Source organism: Photobacterium leiognathi (assembly GCF_030685535.1).
In the GTDB taxonomy this organism is placed as follows: domain Bacteria; phylum Pseudomonadota; class Gammaproteobacteria; order Enterobacterales; family Vibrionaceae; genus Photobacterium; species Photobacterium leiognathi.
Map to the genome: position 1 here is coordinate 2,803,002 of NZ_CP131601.1, position 21,475 is coordinate 2,824,476.

The 21,475-nt window shown below is 38.4% G+C and carries 19 protein-coding genes, 4 tRNA genes and 1 rRNA gene; 4 read left to right on the forward strand and 20 right to left on the reverse strand.

The features are described 5' to 3' along the window. Window positions 1-210: 210 nt before the first annotated feature. The 6 genes from Q7674_RS19615 to Q7674_RS19640 form a co-directional block, all read right to left on the reverse strand. A tRNA-Val gene (locus Q7674_RS19615) sits at window positions 211-286 on the reverse strand. Window positions 287-315: 29 nt separating this feature from the next. Next, a tRNA-Lys gene (locus Q7674_RS19620) sits at window positions 316-391 on the reverse strand. Between the two features lie 21 nt (window positions 392-412). Next, a tRNA-Glu gene (locus tag Q7674_RS19625) sits at window positions 413-488 on the reverse strand. A 99-nt stretch (window positions 489-587) separates the two neighbouring features. Beyond that, window positions 588-2,139, reverse strand: a 16S ribosomal RNA gene (locus Q7674_RS19630). A 370-nt stretch (window positions 2,140-2,509) separates the two neighbouring features. Then, window positions 2,510-3,613, reverse strand: coding sequence for an acyltransferase family protein (locus tag Q7674_RS19635; protein ID WP_045063604.1), 1,104 nt, complete (start codon window positions 3,611-3,613; stop codon window positions 2,510-2,512). A gap of 22 nt (window positions 3,614-3,635) precedes the next feature. Further along, window positions 3,636-4,604 carry an acyltransferase family protein gene (locus tag Q7674_RS19640; RefSeq protein WP_045063602.1) on the reverse strand — a complete coding sequence of 323 codons (969 nt, stop codon included), beginning with the start codon at window positions 4,602-4,604 and terminating at the stop codon, window positions 3,636-3,638. Between the two features lie 1,147 nt (window positions 4,605-5,751). Between Q7674_RS19640 and Q7674_RS19645 the strand changes: the two genes are divergently transcribed. Next, window positions 5,752-6,834 (forward strand): DNA cytosine methyltransferase, encoded by a 1,083-nt coding sequence (locus Q7674_RS19645; protein ID WP_201798096.1) that lies wholly within the window; start codon window positions 5,752-5,754, stop codon window positions 6,832-6,834. Here the strand turns inward: Q7674_RS19645 and Q7674_RS19650 are convergent. The 5 genes from Q7674_RS19650 to Q7674_RS19670 all read right to left on the reverse strand — a co-directional run bounded on the left by Q7674_RS19650 (window position 6,795) and on the right by Q7674_RS19670 (window position 11,250). Further along, window positions 6,795-7,619, reverse strand: a complete 825-nt coding sequence (locus Q7674_RS19650; RefSeq protein WP_045063601.1) for a hypothetical protein — start codon at window positions 7,617-7,619, stop codon at window positions 6,795-6,797. The genes Q7674_RS19645 and Q7674_RS19650 overlap by 40 nt on opposite strands. 215 nt (window positions 7,620-7,834) lie before the next feature. Next, window positions 7,835-8,101, reverse strand: coding sequence for an AICE-type RepA C-terminal domain-containing protein (locus Q7674_RS19655; RefSeq protein ID WP_045063599.1), 267 nt, complete (start codon window positions 8,099-8,101; stop codon window positions 7,835-7,837). 110 nt (window positions 8,102-8,211) lie between these two features. After that, window positions 8,212-9,657: an AICE element replication initiation protein gene (locus tag Q7674_RS19660; protein ID WP_045063597.1), complete on the reverse strand. Its 1,446-nt coding sequence runs from the start codon at window positions 9,655-9,657 to the stop codon at window positions 8,212-8,214. Window positions 9,658-9,667: 10 nt separating this feature from the next. Next, window positions 9,668-10,594 (reverse strand): DNA polymerase, encoded by a 927-nt coding sequence (locus tag Q7674_RS19665; protein WP_305423176.1) that lies wholly within the window; start codon window positions 10,592-10,594, stop codon window positions 9,668-9,670. After that, a complete protein-coding gene (locus tag Q7674_RS19670; protein ID WP_045063594.1) occupies window positions 10,594-11,250 on the reverse strand; it encodes a hypothetical protein in 657 nt (218 codons plus the stop codon). The genes Q7674_RS19665 and Q7674_RS19670 overlap by 1 nt, the downstream gene beginning before the upstream one ends. Before the next feature lie 243 nt (window positions 11,251-11,493). Between Q7674_RS19670 and Q7674_RS19675 the strand changes: the two genes are divergently transcribed. Beyond that, complete coding sequence (locus Q7674_RS19675; protein ID WP_170106600.1) at window positions 11,494-12,432, forward strand: hypothetical protein; 939 nt, start codon at window positions 11,494-11,496, stop codon at window positions 12,430-12,432. Window positions 12,433-12,519: 87 nt separating this feature from the next. Here the strand turns inward: Q7674_RS19675 and Q7674_RS19680 are convergent, their stop codons facing one another. From Q7674_RS19680 to Q7674_RS19710, 7 genes are all read right to left on the reverse strand, one after another. Then, the gene (locus Q7674_RS19680) at window positions 12,520-12,732 is read right to left on the reverse strand and encodes a YMGG-like glycine zipper-containing protein (protein ID WP_045063590.1); all 213 of its coding nucleotides are present in this window, start codon (window positions 12,730-12,732) and stop codon (window positions 12,520-12,522) included. 163 nt (window positions 12,733-12,895) lie between these two features. Then, a complete protein-coding gene (locus Q7674_RS21890; RefSeq protein WP_336603122.1) occupies window positions 12,896-13,171 on the reverse strand; it encodes a DUF2787 family protein in 276 nt (91 codons plus the stop codon). A gap of 384 nt (window positions 13,172-13,555) precedes the next feature. Beyond that, window positions 13,556-13,936: a hypothetical protein gene (locus Q7674_RS19690; protein ID WP_052679870.1), complete on the reverse strand. Its 381-nt coding sequence runs from the start codon at window positions 13,934-13,936 to the stop codon at window positions 13,556-13,558. An 11-nt stretch (window positions 13,937-13,947) separates the two neighbouring features. Further along, window positions 13,948-14,325 carry a hypothetical protein gene (locus Q7674_RS19695; protein ID WP_045063588.1) on the reverse strand — a complete coding sequence of 126 codons (378 nt, stop codon included), beginning with the start codon at window positions 14,323-14,325 and terminating at the stop codon, window positions 13,948-13,950. A 74-nt stretch (window positions 14,326-14,399) separates the two neighbouring features. Further along, on the reverse strand, window positions 14,400-15,599 hold the full coding sequence (locus Q7674_RS19700) for a site-specific integrase (RefSeq protein ID WP_045063586.1): 1,200 nt from the start codon (window positions 15,597-15,599) through the stop codon (window positions 14,400-14,402). Window positions 15,600-15,674: 75 nt separating this feature from the next. Beyond that, complete coding sequence (locus tag Q7674_RS19705; protein ID WP_045063585.1) at window positions 15,675-16,319, reverse strand: hypothetical protein; 645 nt, start codon at window positions 16,317-16,319, stop codon at window positions 15,675-15,677. Between the two features lie 404 nt (window positions 16,320-16,723). Beyond that, window positions 16,724-16,808 (reverse strand) — tRNA-Leu (locus Q7674_RS19710). 236 nt (window positions 16,809-17,044) lie between these two features. Here Q7674_RS19710 and Q7674_RS19715 point away from each other — a divergent pair. After that, complete coding sequence (locus tag Q7674_RS19715; protein ID WP_045063583.1) at window positions 17,045-17,530, forward strand: RDD family protein; 486 nt, start codon at window positions 17,045-17,047, stop codon at window positions 17,528-17,530. A 37-nt stretch (window positions 17,531-17,567) separates the two neighbouring features. Here the strand turns inward: Q7674_RS19715 and lptG are convergent, their stop codons facing one another. Together lptG and lptF are read right to left on the reverse strand one after the other, a co-directional pair. Further along, window positions 17,568-18,641 carry an LPS export ABC transporter permease LptG gene (gene lptG, locus Q7674_RS19720; protein ID WP_045063581.1) on the reverse strand — a complete coding sequence of 358 codons (1,074 nt, stop codon included), beginning with the start codon at window positions 18,639-18,641 and terminating at the stop codon, window positions 17,568-17,570. Next, on the reverse strand, window positions 18,641-19,741 hold the full coding sequence (lptF, locus tag Q7674_RS19725; protein ID WP_045063580.1) for an LPS export ABC transporter permease LptF: 1,101 nt from the start codon (window positions 19,739-19,741) through the stop codon (window positions 18,641-18,643). The genes lptG and lptF overlap by 1 nt, the downstream gene beginning before the upstream one ends. A 195-nt stretch (window positions 19,742-19,936) precedes the next feature. On the opposite strand from lptF, the gene pepA reads away from it, so the two are divergent. After that, window positions 19,937-21,445, forward strand: coding sequence for a leucyl aminopeptidase (gene pepA, locus Q7674_RS19730; RefSeq protein ID WP_107229652.1), 1,509 nt, complete (start codon window positions 19,937-19,939; stop codon window positions 21,443-21,445). Window positions 21,446-21,475: the final 30 nt, after the last annotated feature.

The following is a 21,475-nucleotide window of genomic DNA, read 5'->3' on the forward strand; positions in this document are numbered from 1 at the left end:
GTGTATTGTTTTGAGAACTCGTTTTCATCTTTCGATGAAAACTGTAAATCAATCTATTCGATTGAATTTACTAGTCAGCTTTCCAGATTGTTAAAGAGCATTGTGTTTCTTTCGAACCACTTTCTAACGATTTTCGGCGACAAGAATGCGGACTTAACAAAGAAATTCTTCATTAAATCTGCGAAATCCGTGCAGAAAACTTTTAGAGAGTGGTGGGCGATACCGGGCTCGAACCAGTGACCCCCTCCTTGTAAGGGAGGTGCTCTCCCAACTGAGCTAATCGCCCTCCGATGTTTTACATCTTCGAGGAGAAGATGGTGGGTCGTGCAGGATTCGAACCTGCGACCAATTGATTAAAAGTCAACTGCTCTACCAACTGAGCTAACGACCCAATTTTCACTTCAAAGAGAAGTGGCGTCCCGTAGGGGAGTCGAACCCCTGTTACCGCCGTGAAAGGGCGGTGTCCTAGGCCTCTAGACGAACGGGACAATGTTCATACTTAATGTTGTTGGGCAACATTAAGTGGCTCTCTTACATTTTAACCAAGCAATCTGTGTGGACACTGCATTCAACAGTAAGTCTTTAGGTAAGGAGGTGATCCAGCCCCAGGTTCCCCTAGGGCTACCTTGTTACGACTTCACCCCAGTCATGAACCACACCGTGGTAAACGCCCTCCCGAAGGTTAAGCTATCTACTTCTGGTGCAGCCCACTCCCATGGTGTGACGGGCGGTGTGTACAAGGCCCGGGAACGTATTCACCGTGACATTCTGATTCACGATTACTAGCGATTCCGACTTCATGGAGTCGAGTTGCAGACTCCAATCCGGACTACGACGTACTTTCTGGGATTCGCTCACTCTCGCGAGTTGGCAGCCCTCTGTATACGCCATTGTAGCACGTGTGTAGCCCTACTCGTAAGGGCCATGATGACTTGACGTCGTCCCCACCTTCCTCCGGTTTATCACCGGCAGTCTCCCTGGAGTTCCCACCCGAAGTGCTGGCAAACAAGGATAAGGGTTGCGCTCGTTGCGGGACTTAACCCAACATTTCACAACACGAGCTGACGACAGCCATGCAGCACCTGTCTCAGAGTTCCCGAAGGCACCAAAGCATCTCTGCTAAGTTCTCTGGATGTCAAGAGTAGGTAAGGTTCTTCGCGTTGCATCGAATTAAACCACATGCTCCACCGCTTGTGCGGGCCCCCGTCAATTCATTTGAGTTTTAATCTTGCGACCGTACTCCCCAGGCGGTCTACTTAACGCGTTAGCTCCGAAAGCCACGGCTCAAGGCCACAACCTCCAAGTAGACATCGTTTACGGCGTGGACTACCAGGGTATCTAATCCTGTTTGCTCCCCACGCTTTCGCATCTGAGCGTCAGTCTTTGTCCAGGGGGCCGCCTTCGCCACCGGTATTCCTTCAGATCTCTACGCATTTCACCGCTACACCTGAAATTCTACCCCCCTCTACAAGACTCTAGTCTGCCAGTTCAAAATGCTGTTCCGAGGTTGAGCCCCGGGCTTTCACATCTTGCTTAACAGACCGCCTGCATGCGCTTTACGCCCAGTAATTCCGATTAACGCTCGCACCCTCCGTATTACCGCGGCTGCTGGCACGGAGTTAGCAGGTGCTTCTTCTGTAGGTAACGTCAAACAATGCCGCTATTAACGACACTGCCTTCCTCCCTACTGAAAGTACTTTACAACCCGAAGGCCTTCTTCATACACGCGGCATGGCTGCATCAGGGTTTCCCCCATTGTGCAATATTCCCCACTGCTGCCTCCCGTAGGAGTCTGGACCGTGTCTCAGTTCCAGTGTGGCTGATCATCCTCTCAGACCAGCTAGGGATCGTTGCCTTGGTGAGCCATTACCTCACCAACAAGCTAATCCCACCTGGGCTAATCCTGACGCGAGAGGCCCGAAGGTCCCCCTCTTTGCTCCGAAGAGATTATGCGGTATTAGCTATCGTTTCCAATAGTTATCCCCCACATCAGGGCATATTCCCAGGCATTACTCACCCGTCCGCCGCTCGCCGCCCTTAACGTTCCCCGAAGGTTCAGTTAAGTCGCTGCCGCTCGACTTGCATGTGTTAGGCCTGCCGCCAGCGTTCAATCTGAGCCATGATCAAACTCTTCAATTAAAGTTTTGTTGGTCTTTCGACCGACTCAATGAATACTGTTAATTCATCATAAATGATGAATGAATTGACTGTGCTGATACCGAAGTATCAAATTGGTCACTAGTATCATTGATAAATCTTTTTGACTAATCATTCAACGAGTGCCCACACAGATTGCATGGTCAAATTGTTAAAGAACAATACTGATTTCGTTGCTAGCCAGCGGCTCGCTCCATGTCAGTGAGGTCGCATTATAGGGAGTTTGTTCACATTGACAAGTGTTTTTTTCGATAAAAATCACAATAACCACTTAAGTGCTCAATACTCCCACAAACTGCTCTCTATCGAACAAAATTAAAGCAACAAGTCACAAAGTTCGGTACTTTGATGACTATTTACTATTAATAATACGCTTACCAAGAGCCTGCCCTTTTAGCTCTATGTATTTATAGGTTGTCATTGAGACAGCTATAACGATACATAAAACCAACAACACTAATAAGTTGTTATAAAGAGCTGAACCTAAATCAATAAAGCGAGCATCATTGATAGTCGGTGCTATCTCTTTACCTAATACTTTTTGTCCAACCATCGCCATGGAAGTGATCATAAAGAGGATTGCAGCATGAGTGAGGTAAATAGAGTATGACCATTTACCTAAAGCCTGAAATAGACCTTTATTTAATAACTTCGAAATTACACCTGATTCAAATGCAAAGAACAACACAACCACATAAAATAATAATGTCGCATATATGTATCTGTCTGCTATCTCATTTGAAACCAAATAAGCCACTGCACTTAAAAGCAGGACTTCAATGATAGAGCCAACAATAAAAGGGATCGATAGATGCTTTATCTTGGCAAAGACTACATAGGTAAATGCGCCACCAAAGAAGCACGATAAACCATTAAAGACATACGGCTGTAATAGATCAGATTTCTGCTCCATTAATATCAGGATCACAACAGCAATACTCAGCCAACTCCATACTTTAAATCGGCCAAATAAAAACAGCGTCAAAAAGAGTAAAACATACAAGTAAAACTCGATACTGATACTCCATGACGGATAGTTAAATGACAGCGGATCTGTCAATGATGTCCATGACTGTAACATCAATAAGTTTGGCAAGATTTGTGTGGGAGAGCCATGCCCTGTAAATGGCAACGCATTGAAACTAAAACCAGCTACTTTATAAGCAAGGTATTTAACAAGCTCCAAGCCGATGAACACCATTAGCATACAAAAGTACAATGGGTAGAGTCGGAAAAAACGTGATGCTATATAAGGTTTAAAGCGCAAATTTTCTCTAAAACCATAGCTATGCGCTAATACAAAACCACTTAATGCAAAGAAAAATTCTACAAATAATTCACTGCCTCTAAAAAAAGGCAACTCAGTAACACTTCCGACGACACGGAAGTGAAATAACACTACAGATAATGCACAAAGTCCGCGAAAGGCATCAAGTACTTCAAATCGTCTTGTCATATAACAACTCAACTTCAATCAATTAATGTCTAACGACTAATTTAGATTCAATGCAGTGCCAACTAACCATGGCAAATAAGAAAACAAGCACAGTTGCAATGGCTGCACCTTTATAGATGTTTTCAAAAAATCCATACATGATTAACGTTTGTAAGATCGGGAAGTGCCAAATATAGATACCGTAGGAAATATCACCAATGCGCTTACTCACTGTAATAGGCTTAAGTTTGAACACTATTACATACACCATAAAACTCACAGCAAAGGCATAAATCACAAACCAGCTTTGTAAGAATAAAACAGTTGGGATCAATAATAATAAGTGCCAAGGTTTTAAGAATTTAGGCTCAGCAAAATTCCAATAAGCACCCAACATGAAGAACACTAACATTGACGGTAACTGTCGGTTAATACTGGCTGGTAAATCATGATATTTAATTAAATATTGAACCAAGTAAAAGCAACAAACTGAAAGTACACCTAATAAAATTGTCAGTTTTTTGTTGTCTAATTTTTTATTAAGCACGCCATAGATAATAGGCACACAAACATAGAACATTACTTCAATTTTTATGGTCCATAATGCTGCATTAACAAAGGGTTGGAAGTTATGTTCAAACAATCCCGGCAAGGTTGGCTGCAAGAAATTAGCCAATAAGTAGTTGGAAGCTAAGTACTTAGCTGCGCCATTATTTAAATAACTAGTAAAGCTATCTGAATAATGAAGATAGCCAAAAATAAACGCTGTTGTGATAACAATAAAATACAGTGGGTAAATACGTAAGAAACGCGACTTTACATAAGTCGATAAAGGCTTTCTTTTTAAGTAGCTTTTTACTATCAAATAACCACTAATAACAAAAAAGCAATGTACCGCTACACCACCAGGCACATACATAAGGTATTCATTTTGAGTTTCTATTCCCATATGAAAATAGAAAACAAGTACAGCGAGAAGAATTCGTAAGATATCAAAATTATTTTTAACCACGAGAGAAGAACTCAAAAAATGAACAAGATCTAATTATTGCACAGTTTTTTTGTTGTCGGGGAAAGTGCCTATTTTCAGACAATATCTTCACATAAATTATGATAAATAAACGTGAGATAAGATAAACCTCTTTATCCCTTTTAAGTATTATCTCTCTGTTATTTTTAGTAAATAAAACAAGAAATGATGCTAGAACACAACTAATAGAAGATTCGCTTTAAAGGCTATTTAAAGAAGAGAAAATGAACAGTATCGCTTTCGATTGTTTATGAAGAGAGAAATATAAGATGTCCAGATACAACAAAGCCCCAATCTTTCGATTGAGGCTTTGTTTGAAATTTGGTGCCCGAGGACGGACTTGAACCGTCACTCCCGAAGGAAACGGATTTTGAATCCCTTAACGCTGCGCTCGAAAAACGTGTATACCTTACTAGTAATAGGCACTCATAATCACAACATAATCCATATCAGCCAGTAAACAATTCTCAGCCACCCTTGCAGCCAGAAAATCACATAATGGCTAACTCTGTGCAGTTATGATCCTTCACGGATTTTGAATCCCTTAACGCTTCGCTCGAAAAACGTGTATACCTTACTGGTAGTAGGCACTCATAATCACAAGATCAACCATGTCAGCCAGAAACCCATTCTCAGCCACTCTTGCAGCCAGAAAATCACATAATGGCTAACTCTGTGCAGTTATGATCCTTCACGGATTTTGAATCCCTTAACGCTTCGCTCGAAAAACGTGTATACCTTACTGGTAGTAGGCACTCATAATCACAAGATCAACCATGTCAGCCAGAAACCCATTCTCAGCCACCCTTGCAGCCAGAAAATCACATAATGGCTAACTCTGTGCAGTTATGATCCTTCACGGATTTTGAATTTATTGAAGCTCCTTTACAAGAATTATCCATCGTCTTTATATAATTGATTACCTTTAAATAAAAAGAGACTTGGATAACATCATTTCAGTACAAGTAAAACATCAACTGAAAATTTATAAATTAACCGATAACAAATTTAAATATTAATAATGATTTTTTTAGCAAAATAGCCTGAACTACTGTAAATTTCCGTTCTGGAAAAATTTAAGGTGGCAGATTATATGAAAACAATATCGCTTTTCTCTGGGTGTGGGGGAATGGATTTAGGTGCAACTAGAGCTGGCGCTGAAGTCATATTCTCCAATGACTTTGATCATGATGCATGTGAATCATTGCGTAAATATTTTCCTGAAACAGAAGTTTTTGAAGGAGATATTGCAGACGTAAAAACATTCCCGAAAGCCGATTTGTTAATAGGTGGCTACCCTTGCCAATCTTTTTCACTAGGAGGAAAACGAGACCCAGAAAAAGATCCTAGGACTAAATTATATTTACACTATGTTCGTTGCCTAGAACAAGTTAAACCTAAGTATTTCGTTGCGGAAAATGTTTCTGGGTTAAGTGGCTTAAAAGGAGGAGCATTCTTTAAAGAACAATTTGAAGAATTTAATCGCCAAGGTTATGTCGTTACAGTAAAATTACTTAATGCTAGGGATTATGGAGTACCTCAAGTACGAAAACGTCTACTAATCGTTGGTGTTAGAAAAGACCTTAATCAAGCATTCATATTCCCAAAAGAAACACATGGGAAACCAACTAAAAAAAATCCAGATCTTCTACCATATACATCTCATGGCGAAGTAATTAAAGATTTGCCATTGTGGCCGACAGGTGAGTTTTACGAAAGACCACACGATCCTGAAGGACACTTATCTTGGTATTATATGTCAAGAAATCGTAAAAAAAATTGGGATGAACCCGCTTTTACTGTTGTAGCTAACTGGCGTCATATTACAATTCATCCAGCAAGCGCTAAAATGACTCTAACATGGTCTAATTTAGAAGATGGTTACAAGCAACGTTGGGACTTTTCTGATGAGTATGAACATTTACAAAAAGACCCTTCTCGACCAATATTAGAAACACCAAGACGATTATCATGGCGTGAGTGCGCTAGAATCCAGACTTTCCCAAACGATTTCGAACCAGTAGGGAAAGTTGAATCAAAATTTAAACAAATAGGTAATGCAGTTCCACCATTATTGGCTGAAGTCATATTCGAGCATTTATTAAGCGGTAAAGGACTCATCCCCTATGAAGAACTGCTAAATAACCAAGAATTACAGCAAACCTTAAATCACTATTCTCTTTGTGAAGAATCTTCGTCAGAAGTATGCTGAGTATCAGGCCAATACTGACGAACCCGATCTGAAATAGACATAATAGGCGCTAACTCAAGAGCAAATTGAGGACTTGAATAAAGTGCTTTTTCTGCTCTTGGGTAATACTTCAATTGACCACCAGATAAACCATACCAATCAAATAAAACTTCTTCAGGATAATCTGGATCATATCCGCTCAAGCACTTCGTACTTTTATAACGCCAGATTATTCCTTCAGGAAAATCCAAAGCAAAAGAATGTAACTGATAACGTATATTTGTATTATTACTATTAGCCTGATTTGTATAGGAAACTGTTAAATGTCTTGAACTATCTAATACTATATTTTCTATTTGTGAATGTTCATACCAACTATGTACTGTATCAAGAATCGACTCACCAATTTCAGTTGCAAACTCCTGAGCTGTAAAATTTTGTTCATTAATTCCCTGCTCTTTCAATGGCTCCCATAGCTTAGCAGGTGAATTACATAACTCCATATAAACTCGGCCATCAGATAATAATTCGGCAAATTTATTGTTCGTAAAACCTTTTGATTTCACAGATATACCATACTTCTGCTGAACTTCGTCTTCTACAATAACATCAAAAATAGCTTTACCCTCAGGGGCGTCACCGTTTAAAGCTTCAGCTACAATTCTTTCAAAATCACGCCACCCTGGTCGAGTTGTGCCATCTTTATTTTTTTCATACCCAAAACCATCAGTATAAACACTCATGAATAACCTAAATTTTTCAATATCTTGATCTGATGGTGCTCGATTTACAAATGCTATTGGCATATCTATACCCTATCTATTGTATGGGTTTATACAATACCCCTTATATAAAATATTTAACAGTATCAATAAGCTATTCATATAATATCAATATAAAAAACTGTATATGTGGCAAAAATTAACAGTACTACTATAAAAACTAGAACTGCCACAAAACATTGACGGTGGCGACCTAAAAATCCTCCGCCACTGTCAACCTAAACACCTAAAACTAAATTTTAAAGAACTTTACCCGATACCATCACATAACGCTCACTATCACGCCCCATCTTAAAATAGATACCGTTGGCATTCAGGCTACTCTCTTGCCCTTTCATCTTTGCCGTTAATGCAGCAGCTCCTTTAGGCAAAAACGTACTACTCTCAAATTCATACAGTTTGTCTAGTAAGGCAGATGGTGTGCCCTTCCATGCTTCACCATCATTTAAACTCTTAATTAATTTCAGCAAAGCAATATTCAGACGGTCATCAATTTTTAAATTCATTACCTTACATACAAAAAAAGGCCAAGCATCACTACGACACTTAGCCTCTTTTTTACCATTTTACCGACTGCTGACCGTCAATTTTTCACACAGTCGACAGTCGGCAAATTTTAATTTTTCAGCGGTTTTCCGCTAATTTTGACGTAGCGTTCAGTTGATTTACCCAACTCAAAATAAATCCCAGCAGCTTCTAGGCTAACTTCTAGCGCATTAAGCTTCCTTGTTAGTGCAGATGCGCCTGACGGTAGATATCTACTTGGCTCATAATCAGCCAAATGCCTCAATAACATTGACGGTGTTCCAGACCATGGTTTCACCTTACATTCAGCCTTAATTAGCTTCTCAAGAGCAATAACAAGAGCATCATCTTTAATTCCACTAGCTGACAAGGATTTTACATTCTCTTGATACATTAACTGCAATGTTCCCTCTTTTTGTCCTAATACTGACTCCATTGCAGATAACCACTTAACAAAATCCATCATACGTGACTGGTATTTAACAATCGCATTCTTCTCAGCCTGTCTCAATATGGCTGCGAGCTTCAATAGACAACCAAATATCATTGGCTTATCTTGCTCAAACTCAGCTAACAATTCCCCCTCAGCTCTTCTTGCTGCACTCGGTAATTTAGGTAGCTGTAGCCATAAACAACGTGACGCTAGGTCACTTTCCTGTACTGAAGAATGAATACCATTAATGACAATAGGAGCATGTAAATGCAAGCTAGACAGTCCACTATCAGTATATAATGCTCTAGTCGCCACGTTACCCTTAGTTACTGCGATACAAAGTAAATCGCTAGTATCTTTTCTGATTTTACTTAAATTATCATATTGAAGTAAAAACGTACTATTGCAGTGGATGGCAAAATCTTTCTCTTTTTTAGGTAATCTCAATGAACTGTTAACATTTGGATCTAGCAAACCACGTAAAATATTATTCGTGATAAACGATTTACCAGAACCTTGCTCTGCTTGAATAAATAACAAAGGATAAGCTAATTTACACTGTTTAGGATGAGCTAATATATAAGTCATATAGGCAACAAATAATCCTAATTGCTTATCTGTACAATTAACGTATTTTTTCAAAACCTTAAATACAGTTTTAAATTCGCAGTCTAAATTAGGCTCTGCCATTGAAATCATTGTGTCTAATGAACGAAAACAAACTCCATCAATATCTTTGTTGTACTCAACATTACCATCTTTTAGAGTAACTGAGTTACCATCTCCTAAATCAATGATTACAGAATCATTATTTATCGAATAAAAGCTTCTAATAGACACTAGATCTTCACAAATATCATCTTTATCATACGTTGATATTTCAGCCACAATTTCATCAATATTAGATTTTCTAAGTCTTAATTTCCTATCCTTTGCAATTTTACGAAAATATTTTTCAGCCTTTTTAGAATTTAATCCATAAACATAATTAATAGTCTTATTTTTTTCTTTAAATAATACTTCTTTTGTTTCTTTGTCAATACAAAAACATTCAGTATTAATTGCATTTAGAACAGCATCAACAGGGTTGATTTTCTCAGCCATAATAAGCTCCTTATTTAATAATTAATTCGATATTTGTGTTTAGTGAAAAACCATCTAATACTTGACTACTGGCTAAAGATAAAGCATCTTTAACTTGTTTTATTTGTTCTTCGTATTTAGATAATTCAATCTTTACAAGAAATGCATCATATACAGTTAACAAGAGAGGTATTTTTCGTTTATATAATTCAACACATACTCTTCTTGATATATCTGCGCCAGATGCTTGTACCAACCAATTTCTTAGCATTAATACAGGTGTATTTTTATCAACTTCTAATTCAAGATCTAGTGACCGAATATATCCATTAGCATAAGCATTCCAAGCAGTTCTATCTAACCACTGATTCACTTTTCTCAACTTGAAATCTAACTTTCTTCGATATTCTAAAAGTTCATCTTTACTAACATGCACCAGTTCTATAATTGCCTCATCTTCAGCTCCGTAAAAATAAGGAAGAAATATTTTTTTAAATTTCTTCCTATCAAACTTATTACTAGTAACTTCATTATTAAGAAATTCATATATGTCACTTTCTTTATAAATATTAAGAAGATCAATATCATTTGACTTAACAGCAGAAATAGCAGGTTCTTGTTGGGAATAATCAAATAACACATAGGCAAAGCCAAACTCAGGCTTAACAAAGTAAGGCCAAAGTTTTTTGTTTATTTGAGTAATAGAAGCACCTATATATGTTTCTCTACCTGTTTTGGTATAAAACGGCTTACAATTAGGTATAGAGCAAGAAAGCTGTCTTAACTTCATAATAGCAGCATTAATCTTCCCCTTATCTAAACCAACATTATTTAATCGACCAATATTATTGATTAATTTATTTAAAAATAATGGTTCAATACGTACCAGCTCTCTTTTTGACAAAGACAACAAGTACGTATCAACTGTAGCCGATTTTAATATTCGACTATGTGCCATTATTCAAACAACTTAGCAAATTCAGGATCAATTTCTTCACCATCAAATGAAGACTTTCGTTGAATAGAATCAGTTAAATCATCAAGGATACCATCCATTGATAGATCATATTCTGTTACCTCTGGCAGGGAAAACTCTTCTTCAGGTTCTTCGATGAAACCAAACTTAATTAAGTCTTGTTTATTTTCTATCGCATAATCAGAAAATAGATCATTTAATGCAGTGTCAGCTTCAATCTGTGTAATATCAGGAATAGTAATATCGTCAATGATATCGTACTCGTAGCATTCTTTATCGTGATTGGAACTAAGAACAATAGGTTTATCTATAGCAGTATTCACCGCCTTAACCAAAGATTGATGCCAAGAATTATTCGATTCTCTTTTAACCAATAAAACAGAAACAGAACCTGATACAGTCTTTGCTAAGTAAATAGAAAAAGTTTGTAGGTAATAGTTTGTTTCTGCAATATCTTTCGATAACAATGAATAACTGCCATCTTGTATGTAAAGGTTATCGTCTTTTTTTATCGCTTGAACTGTCAGTTCGACATCAGTAACTGTAAATGGCAAACGGTATGGTTTACGCAATACAGCCTGCTGCTTACTAATTGAGTCTAAAGAGTTAAAGCGACTATAAGAAGATAGATTTAACATGATAAATTCCTTTATTAGGTGTAAAGTGTGCACATGCTTTGAGCAACACACTGCTGGGATTAATTGTTAAAGAACAACACTTCGTAAAAAGTACGGCTATGATAGCAATATCCCCATTCTCCCCCCTGACACAAACAATTCATAACCAATTGATAATTAAGGGTTAATCATATGATTGCAATTTTCGTTTTTCATCTTTAGGCTTTCGGGTACAGAAACAGATTCTAAGTTTGTCCAAAAAAAATGAACAAAATGATTTCAATATATCTAGATAAGACAGAACTTGATAAAAACATACGTAAAAGAAACCAAGCACTGCTTTGGTTAATCTTTCAAGAATACTTTTACTTAAAACGAAATGAAATTGAGAAGATTTTTGAAAATTTACAAAAAATAACAAATTTTAAATTTTATAAGAAAAGTTCAATTTATAGCTTAATATCAAAGTTAGATAAAAATTCAGTTCTTGATGATTATTTAAACTCCAATTCCACATTAATTGAATCAGGCGATATATTAATAATTAAAAAACAAAATATCATAAATGAAAATTATATAAAGATAGACATTTCAGACACAACATTTAATTTAGAGGTAAAATACAACCTCACTAATTTAATAAACAATGAAGACAATGAAGATAAAAAGAAAAAGAAAAAGAAAAAGAAAAAGAAAAAGAAAAAGAAAAAGAAAAATAATTATAGAAAAAAAACATTAACCAAACTAAAACTACTATATACGGAAATTTCTGAAGTTACTGAAATAAAAAGAAGCTGGATGATAGATATCATAAGAACTATCTATCCAAATAACAATTCCATATTTAACCCTGACAATATAAACACTCAGTCAGCCTATACAGTAATGGATAGTATAAACGTCGAGTTTGGAACAAACAAACCAAAAACAAACAATGCTATATTCTTAATTAAAAATGATTATGGATTTTACCTCACTATCATAATAGAAAGTTCTTTCTCATCATTTAAAATAGATGAAAAAACATTCGAAAAAACAATCGACAATAAGAATGTATACTTAAATATTTTTAATGATAATATAACAATAGAAAATTTAGACATTAACCTAGAATTAATTAAAAAATCCAGTTACCAGCCAAAATCAGATAAGAAAAAAACAATCAGGATAATACCTAAAAACATAAAAAAAATTGAAATTTAACGACATGCCGACCGTATGAAAATTTAACGGTCGGCAGTCGGTAAATGCGGTGAAATTTATTTTTTACCGCTTTACATCTTCTATCACTTAATCGTCATCACTCCCCAACACATAACCCAATGTCCCACCAACTAATGCACCAGTCGCCATTCCGACTGGGCCAAAGATACGCCCAATGACCATTCCTGTTGCAGCACCTTCCATTGCACCTTTACTTGATGGCTTGATTTCATAACGTGTTTCATTTTTATCTTGAGTCACAACAACCGAAGCTGTTAATGACCGACCAATTTTACTCATGCTATTTACCTCTTTTACTCACGGGTGACGTATCCGTGAGAGCTTGTCTTAAAACGAAAAACGCCAGCCCATTAACTCTTGTCACTGGTGGGCTAATGGACTGGCGCAAATTATGGTGTCGACCATGACTGTTACTCCTGTCACGCTCTGGTCTTTTACTTTCTCATTGGTTTTCTGCTGCTACTTTGATTTCGTCAAACACCTCCATCTCTACATAAGCCACAAAGTTGCGTTCCCACATTTGATAGAACTCTATAACTCGGCTATCTGTTATTAGTTCTTCCCAACTGTATAAAACGCTTGCTCGATTATTATCAAAGTCAAAATCAACTTCCTTAGCCAGCTCAGGGTAAGGATGTCCAACATAACTAAAGTCCGTGATGTAACTGAAATGCCATTGACGATTTTCCTGCTCGATTCGAATTTCAACAGGAGCCAGCCACCACTTTCAGCACTGTATCCAGTGTCACGAAAGTTAAAGGTTAATGCTGACGTTGATGTGGTAGGTAAATCATGTTGGGTAGCTATGTGTTGTAATTTCTGCTGCAAATCTACTGTTACAGGCAGCAGCAATCGCTCAACGTTAAATGTTAAGTGCATACATTTTCTCTTTAGATTTTGGTGTGGAAGGTACTCAGCGAACGTGAGTGGTATGAATGGTATTGATGTGAGTTATTTCAGATTAAGCAGTGTGGTTTTTCGCTCCTCATAATCTGCCGACAATTTATGAATGAATACACTCTTTTCAGATTGTGTAAGCAAGCCAATTTCATCACTTCGTAACACGGCAGCAAGAAAGGCTGCATTATTCGTGCTACCACCTTTAAATACCGATTTTAAAAGGCTGCTCTTTCATTGCATCAAGCACTTCAACAATGGCATTCACTGAAATCCATTCTTTAGAGTGTAATCCGCCCCCCTCATTACCACTTAAACGAATGTGAAGTGATCCATCATCATCTTGAGCGGCAATCTGGTAGAACACATGGTTTTGCGTCTTAGGGCTTAGTTTTAGAGCTTTACCATTTTCGACAATTAATGTGTAACCCAGTAGATGTTTATCAATGGCTGGTACTTCAGGATTTACTTCCTTTGATACGGTTTCATCAATCTCAACGTTATCTTGTGTGGCTTCCATTTCTAGCGCATCAATTTCAGCCACGTTATTTTTCAGTGCTACATCGTTTTTCTTTTTGTTTGACATGGTACTTCTCCTTAGTTATCTAGGTGGGTTTTCAATTCATTTACGATATGGGTTTGGCTCGATTTTGGCGCAAATACATAACAACCACCGCCATCACTGTTAAAAATGGCAAGTGCAAGCAAGTAGCTATCACTAATAGCATCAACGAACTCAGGATAATTTTTTACAAAACGCAGCATCGATTGATCAGCTTCATCTTCCATGCTTAATGTCTCATCGCTATCACTTGGCTCGATATAGTAGAGCGTGGTATTAATTTCATTCCATACGTCTTGTGCTGATTCAATATAAAAATCAAACGGCTCAATAAGGTGATGTATTAACGCTTGTTCAATGTCGGGAGCTAACCCTAGGCGAGCAATATCATGAATTTTTTTAATTAGTTTCATTTCATTTTCTCCAGATACAAAAATGCCCCATGCTCGTAATGAACATGGGGCAATATTTAGGTTAATAGATTGTGCTACTTATCCGTGTCTAATGGGTTGTAATCCGTGATAAGGCTTGATAATCGTTGTGATGTTTCTCGTTGTTTACCCTCACTTAGCTTTGCATAACGTAAGGTGCTTTCGATGCAACGATGGTTTAGTAATTTCTGCACTGCACTGATGTCTGCACCATTAGAAATCAGATTACTGGCTACAGAATGTCGAGCCGTATGTAACACGACTTCATCAGGGTTATTAATGTTAGCTCGTTGCTTAATGACTTCGTAAGCGTATTGAGGACGGCTTATCGGCTTACCGATAATGTTACCTGCAAACACATAAGGATTAGTGGTAATACGAGGAATGGATTTGAATTTATCGATCATGTACTCAGATAGATAAATGATATGGGATGTCCCATTTTTAGTCCGTGGTATTTTCATAACACCTTGCACTAAATCTAACTCTTCCCACTTACGCAACCGCAATTCTGATTCACGACAACCGATCAGAAACAGCAAGGCAATAAATGCCCCTGTACTTTTGCAGTCATAAGCGAGCGCAGCTCTGATGATTCGTTTAGTTTCAGCCACATCACAATAACGGGTTCTTGCATTGTTCTCTGGTAGCAGTGAAACACGTTCAGCAACATTAGGTATGTCTAATAGCTGTGTCGCTAATTTCCCAACAGTCTTGAGTAATGCCGTTACTCTGTTACACGTTGCAGGAGCATAGGCTTTTCGCAATTTAGTCTCATTGTTCATGGCTAACTGAATTTGCAGCACATGAGTTGCATTCAAATCGCTGTACTTGAGGTGGGCTATCTTATGACAGTGATCATTAAATCGCTGCATATCGTCTTTCCATGTCCGTTTACGTTTCTTCGCTAACGGCAAGTAAGTCTGGTGAAAGAACTCACCCACAGTTGGCATTGCTTTAACCATATCCCGTTCTTGCTTTGGATCTTGTCCTTGTGCAATTTGAGCTTTGTACTGGCGAGCAATCTTCCTAGCCATTGTTAGGTCTACATCTGGAAAGCGACCAATAGCGATACTTTTCTTTTTGCCATTAAATTGATAACGCAGTAAGAAGCGTTTGCTATCAGTTTTACCTGATAAGCATTTTAAGCCAATGACTTCGGTATCGGAAAACTCTAACTCAGTGGATGGTGAATCAGATGGGTTACGTGGAAGGGATTTGAGGTTGGTAGTAGTAAACTTAAATTTCTTCTTCATGCTAACTCCAATTTCGGTAGCAATATCAAAGAAGTAATATGTGCTTGAAATTGGAGTTATGACGGCCTTGAGTATTTAGTAAAAATATTTTTTAGGTGTAATTGTCGTCAGACCATCATTATATAATTGAACAAATTCTTTTGCTTTCCTTACACTACCAGGATTAATTAAAAGGTCAAAAGCTGCTATAATAGATAAAATACCGAAAAACATGCTAATCAAAGCCCATACAAAATTATACGTGAGATATTCATTATTAAATAGACCATTATATGAAAAGTAATAACATATATAGAATAATACGAAACTAGAAATACAACAAATTAGATACAGCAAAAAATAATAAGTAGAAATTCTTAAAGAATATAACAATGTATATTCTTTTTTCATTTTCACTCCATTCCCATCAAAAATAATAAAATTAACAGACTGTCTATACATATCAAAAAGTTTTAGACTATTTTCATTTTCAAAGAGCTGAACTATTTGAGAATATTTAATGTTTATTTTATAAATTGACTTAATTGTGTTCTCAACAATAAATCTTGTAGACACTAAATCACTATCTTTAAAGCAGTTATGTATTAACTCGTATCGTTTTATTTTAAATACTCTATGCGAGTCAAATGCTTTAAATAAGAAGGTACATATCCAACCAAAAAATGATATTAATAATGGAATTGACAACCAACTCCAATTCCAATCCCAATTAGCCAGCATTTAATATTCCTGTTAAATAAAGTAATGTAATAGTTTTCTTATGATACAGTGCAAATTTAACTAAAAGAAAGAAATTATGAACACTACCAATTTACCAGACCAGTTCAGGAACCCACTCTCCATCCACTCATGCCAATACTCGCATAATAGCCTGCTAATTTCTCAGCCGTACCAGAAAGCCTTAAACGTACTAACAAGTGACAGGCACAGAAACTCTTTAGCTAAAGACCAGATATAGACCGGAGCGTCAAAAATTGGAGTTTTAATGAAAGGAATTGAGTTGAGTAATGGGAGGCTTAAACCCGCTTCCTTTGATTGATGACAAGGTGAAAGCGAATCTAAGGTATTGATTATGCTAGATACAACAAAGCCCCAATCTTTCGATTGAGGCTTTGTTTGAAATTTGGTGCCCGAGGACGGACTTGAACCGTCACTCCCGAAGGAAACGGATTTTGAATCCGTCGTGTATACCAATTTCACCACTCGGGCTGATGTCGGCTATTATACGTATACAATGCTGCTAGGCAAGCATTTATCGTTTAAAAATCAGTTCAAAGCGATTAAATGGTAATTTTTTATCCAACCCGCACTTTATTGTAGATAAACAAGTCGTTGACGAGAGTTATTCATTACACATTCTGTAGCAATATCAGACATTCTCTGCCCTATCTTTTGCTGTTACACTCCCCCTATAAATGGATAAACTAGCCAAACTCGGATGTTCTATGACAAAGTCAGCACAACATAATACAACCCCACAATACCCTACTTTATTTCGTCGCTTTGCCGCATGGTTTTATGATGCGCTAGTCGTTGCTGCCATCTTAATGCTCGCTGGCGGTATAGCTATGGCACTGATCGCTCTACTACTTCATTTTGATATTCTTGATATTTCTGGTCATGAAGATGTAAGTGCCTACTTAACATTACATCCTTTGGCTAGCTCTATTTACACAGGTTACTTAGCTGCCGTGATTATTGGTTTCTATACCTACTTTTGGACACATGGCGGACAAACACTAGGAATGCGAGCATGGAAACTCAAGCTACAAAATAAAGATGGTTCATCACTGACTACAACTCAAGCGTTGATCCGTGCCACTACATCTGCGTTCGGTTTAGGTAATTTCATGGCTTTCAATACCAAGCGTCGAGCGTTACAAGATGTCATGGCTGAATGTGAAATGATCGTCACCAAAGACATTCGTTAACCAATAAAAAAGGAGCCTTGAGGCTCCTTTCTTTGTTTTAAAGTTTACGTCTTAACAAATAAATCGTAATAAATAGGAAGACTAAACTTGGCCCTAATGCACCGATAATGGGTGGTAGTCGATATACCAAGATCATCGGACCAAAGACCTGATCTGAAATATAAAAAGCAAAACCAAAAATCACACCAGATAAAACACGAGCGCCCATCGTCACACTTCGTAGTGGACCAAAGACAAACGAGAGTGCTAACAGCATCATTACTGCAATAGAAAACGGCTGTAGTGCTTTACGCCAAAATGCCAGTTCATAACGAGACGCATCTTGTTTCGACTCTTTTAAGTAGCTGACATAGTTATAAAGGCCAGATAACGGTAACTCTTCTGGTTTCACTGTTACAACCGCTAGCTTATCTGGCGTCATTGTGGTGTCCCACTTCATTGATGCCACATGACTATTAGTTAACTTACTATTACCTGCAGTATCAGTGATCGTCACATCATGCATTGTCCAGCCCGTCGATTGATCATAACTCGCGGTTTTCGCTGACGTAACATCTTCAAGTTTACCTTTATTATCAAACTTCCAGATATTAACAACATCAACTTTATTCAGATCGTGAACACGTCCCATGTAAATAAAGTCGTTATCGTTTTTCGCCCATACACCACTTTGCGCAGCAATAACACTGCCGCCATATATCCAAGCAGAACGATATTCACGAGCCATTTTCTGCGCTTGAGGTGCGCCCCACTGACCTAGTAATACCACGATGATCATCATAGGCACGGCTGTCTTTAACGTCGACAGACCAATATCTAGTTTAGAGAAGCCTGATGCTTGCATCACCACTAGCTCAGAGCTTGATGCCAAGATACCTAAGCCAATTAACGCGCCTAGTAATACCGCCATTGGAAAAAACATGATGATATCTTGCGGCATTGATAACAATACGAAATACAACGCTTTTAACAGATCATAGCTGCCTTGCCCTACTTTACGCAGCTGCTCAACATATTTAATGATCGCAGACAAACCAACTAACGTTGATAACGTCAAGGCTGACGTTGCAATGATCGTTCGACCTATATACCAGTCGAGAATTTTAAACATTAACTGCGTCTCCGTAATTTATCTTTAAGGCGTCGAACAGGCATAGAATCCCAACTATTTAAGCCAAGTGCCACCAGCAAGGTTGCAATATTAATCGGCCACATTCCAATACCAGATGGAATAATGCCATCTTCTATCGCTGATTTTGCTGATGAGATCGCTAAGAAATACGCTAAATAAATCAGCACCGCTGGCGCTAATTTAGCAAATCGTCCTTGGCGAGGGTTGACCGCAGACAGTGGTACAACAATCATCACTAATAGCGGAATACATAAGATCAAAGAAAAACGCCATTGCAATTCAGCTTTTGCGGCAAGGCTACCCTCTTTCATTAAATCAAAAGTTGGTATCGCCTCCCAATCACGATTGCCTTGCTTCACTTCACGTTGACCAATTAAGGCTTGGTAATTATTGAAATGTGTAATGGAGTAATTTAATTGGGTAGGGATACCTTCATAGCGGGTACCGTCATTAAGCTCTAGCATTTGACGGCCATCAGGTTGCTCGGTGATCAAGCCACGATCAGCGACCATCACACTAGGTTGTAAGCTCTCTGTCGCTTTTAATTGGGCAATGAAGACTTTACTTAATTTTGAGCCTTTCTCGGTAATGTCATCAACAAACACCACGCCTTTACCATCAGGGGTATCTTGGAACCTCCCTTTCACCAGCATATTTATGCCAGGCCCAGCTTTTGCCTTCTCCATTACTTGCTCAACATGATCTTGTGACCAAGGAGCGAGCCATAACGCATTCACAGCAGCAATTGAACCAGTGATGATGGCTAAGGCTAAAGCTGATTGAAGCAATAGCTTGTTACCCATCCCCGTCGCATTCATTACTGTGATTTCACTTTCCGCGTAAAGGCGACCGAAAGTCAGCAGTATGCCAATGTAAAGACTTAAGGGGAGCATTAATAATGCCATTGAAGGAATAGATAATCCCATCAAGGTCATAATGAGATCACTCGGGATCGAGCCATCGCTTGCATCGGCTAAAATACGAATAAACTTTTGGCTAATAAAGACAAGGAAAAGAACAAAAAGTACCGCAATTTGGCTCTTTAATGTCTCTCTCGTCAAATACCTAACAATAATCACGCGTTATATTCCCATAGAAAACTTGTTTTTTTGATGGAATCACTATAGTTTTTCGTTAAATCAGTTATTTTTTTATCTTTCAGCTAAATGAAAGACCGCATTCTAAGCGTATACCGAAATCTCGGTAGAGCAAACAAGTGTGGTATTATCCAACATTTAGCGTTAATTGTCTTTATTAGGATGTTAGGAGTACGCATGGAGTTCAGTGTAAAAAGCGGCAGCCCCGAGAAACAGCGTAGTGCTTGTATTGTCGTTGGCGTCTTTGAACCACGTCGCCTCTCTCCAATCGCGGAACAGCTAGATAAAATCAGTGATGGTTATATTAGCTCCTTACTGCGTCGCGGCGACCTTGAAGGTAAGCCAGGGCAAATGCTCTTACTACACCATGTACCAAATGTACTATCAGAGCGTGTGCTTCTGGTTGGTTGTGGTAAAGAACGTGAACTTGATGAACGCCAATATAAGCAGATCATCACCAAAACAATCAGCACCTTAAATGAAACAGGTTCAATGGAAGCCGTTTGCTTCTTAACTGAACTGCATGTTAAAGGTCGTGATACTTACTGGAAGGTACGTCAAGCGGTTGAAACCACCAAAGACAGCCTATATACCTTCAATCAGTTTAAGAGCAACAAACCTGAAACTCGTCGCCCACTGCGCAAATTGGTATTTAATGTACCAACTCGCCGTGAATTATCTTTAGGTGAGCGTGCTATTTCTCACGGCTTAGCTATTGCTTCAGGTGTGCGTGCAAGTAAAGACTTAGGTAATATGCCGCCGAACGTGGCAAACCCAGCTTACCTTGCGTCGCAAGCTCGTCGTCTTGCTGATGATTTTGAAACAGTTTCAACTAAAATCATCGGTGAGCAAGAAATGCAATCTCTTGGTATGACATCATACCTCGCGGTTGGTCGTGGCTCGAAGAACGAAGCCATGATGTCAGTTATCGAATATAAAGGTAACCCAGATCCAGAAGCAAAACCGATTGTCCTAGTTGGTAAGGGCTTAACGTTTGATTCAGGCGGTATCTCTATTAAGCCTGGCGCACAAATGGATGAGATGAAGTACGACATGTGTGGTGCTGCATCTGTTTTTGGCGCAATGAAAGCGCTTGCTAAGCTAAACTTACCAATTAACGTGGTAGGTGTGTTAGCGGGCTGTGAAAATATGCCAGGTGGTAACGCTTATCGTCCCGGCGACATCTTAACTACCATGTCAGGTCAAACCGTTGAAGTATTAAATACTGATGCTGAAGGCCGTTTAGTACTGTGTGATGCACTAACGTACGTTGAACGTTTTGAACCTGAATGTGTTATCGATGTAGCAACCCTAACAGGTGCTTGTGTTGTCGCACTGGGTAATCACATCAGTGGTTTAATGGGTAACCATAATCCACTTGCTCACGAAATCATTAATGCTTCTGAGCAATCAGGCGACCGCGCTTGGCGTTTACCAATGAGTGACGAATACCAAGAGCAAATCGCGAGCCCATTTGCAGATATGGCAAACTTGGGTACTCCAGGTGCAGGTACGATCACTGCGGGTTGTTTCTTATCTCGCTTTACTAAGAAATACAACTGGGCACACCTTGATATCGCAGGTACAGCTTGGAAAGGCGGTGCAGCGAAAGGTTCAACAGGTCGACCTGTCCCTCTACTTGTCCAATTCTTGTTAAACCGAGCTGGCCAAGAGGTTGTCGAGTAAAAGACATCGAAAAGGGCCGCAAGGCCCTTT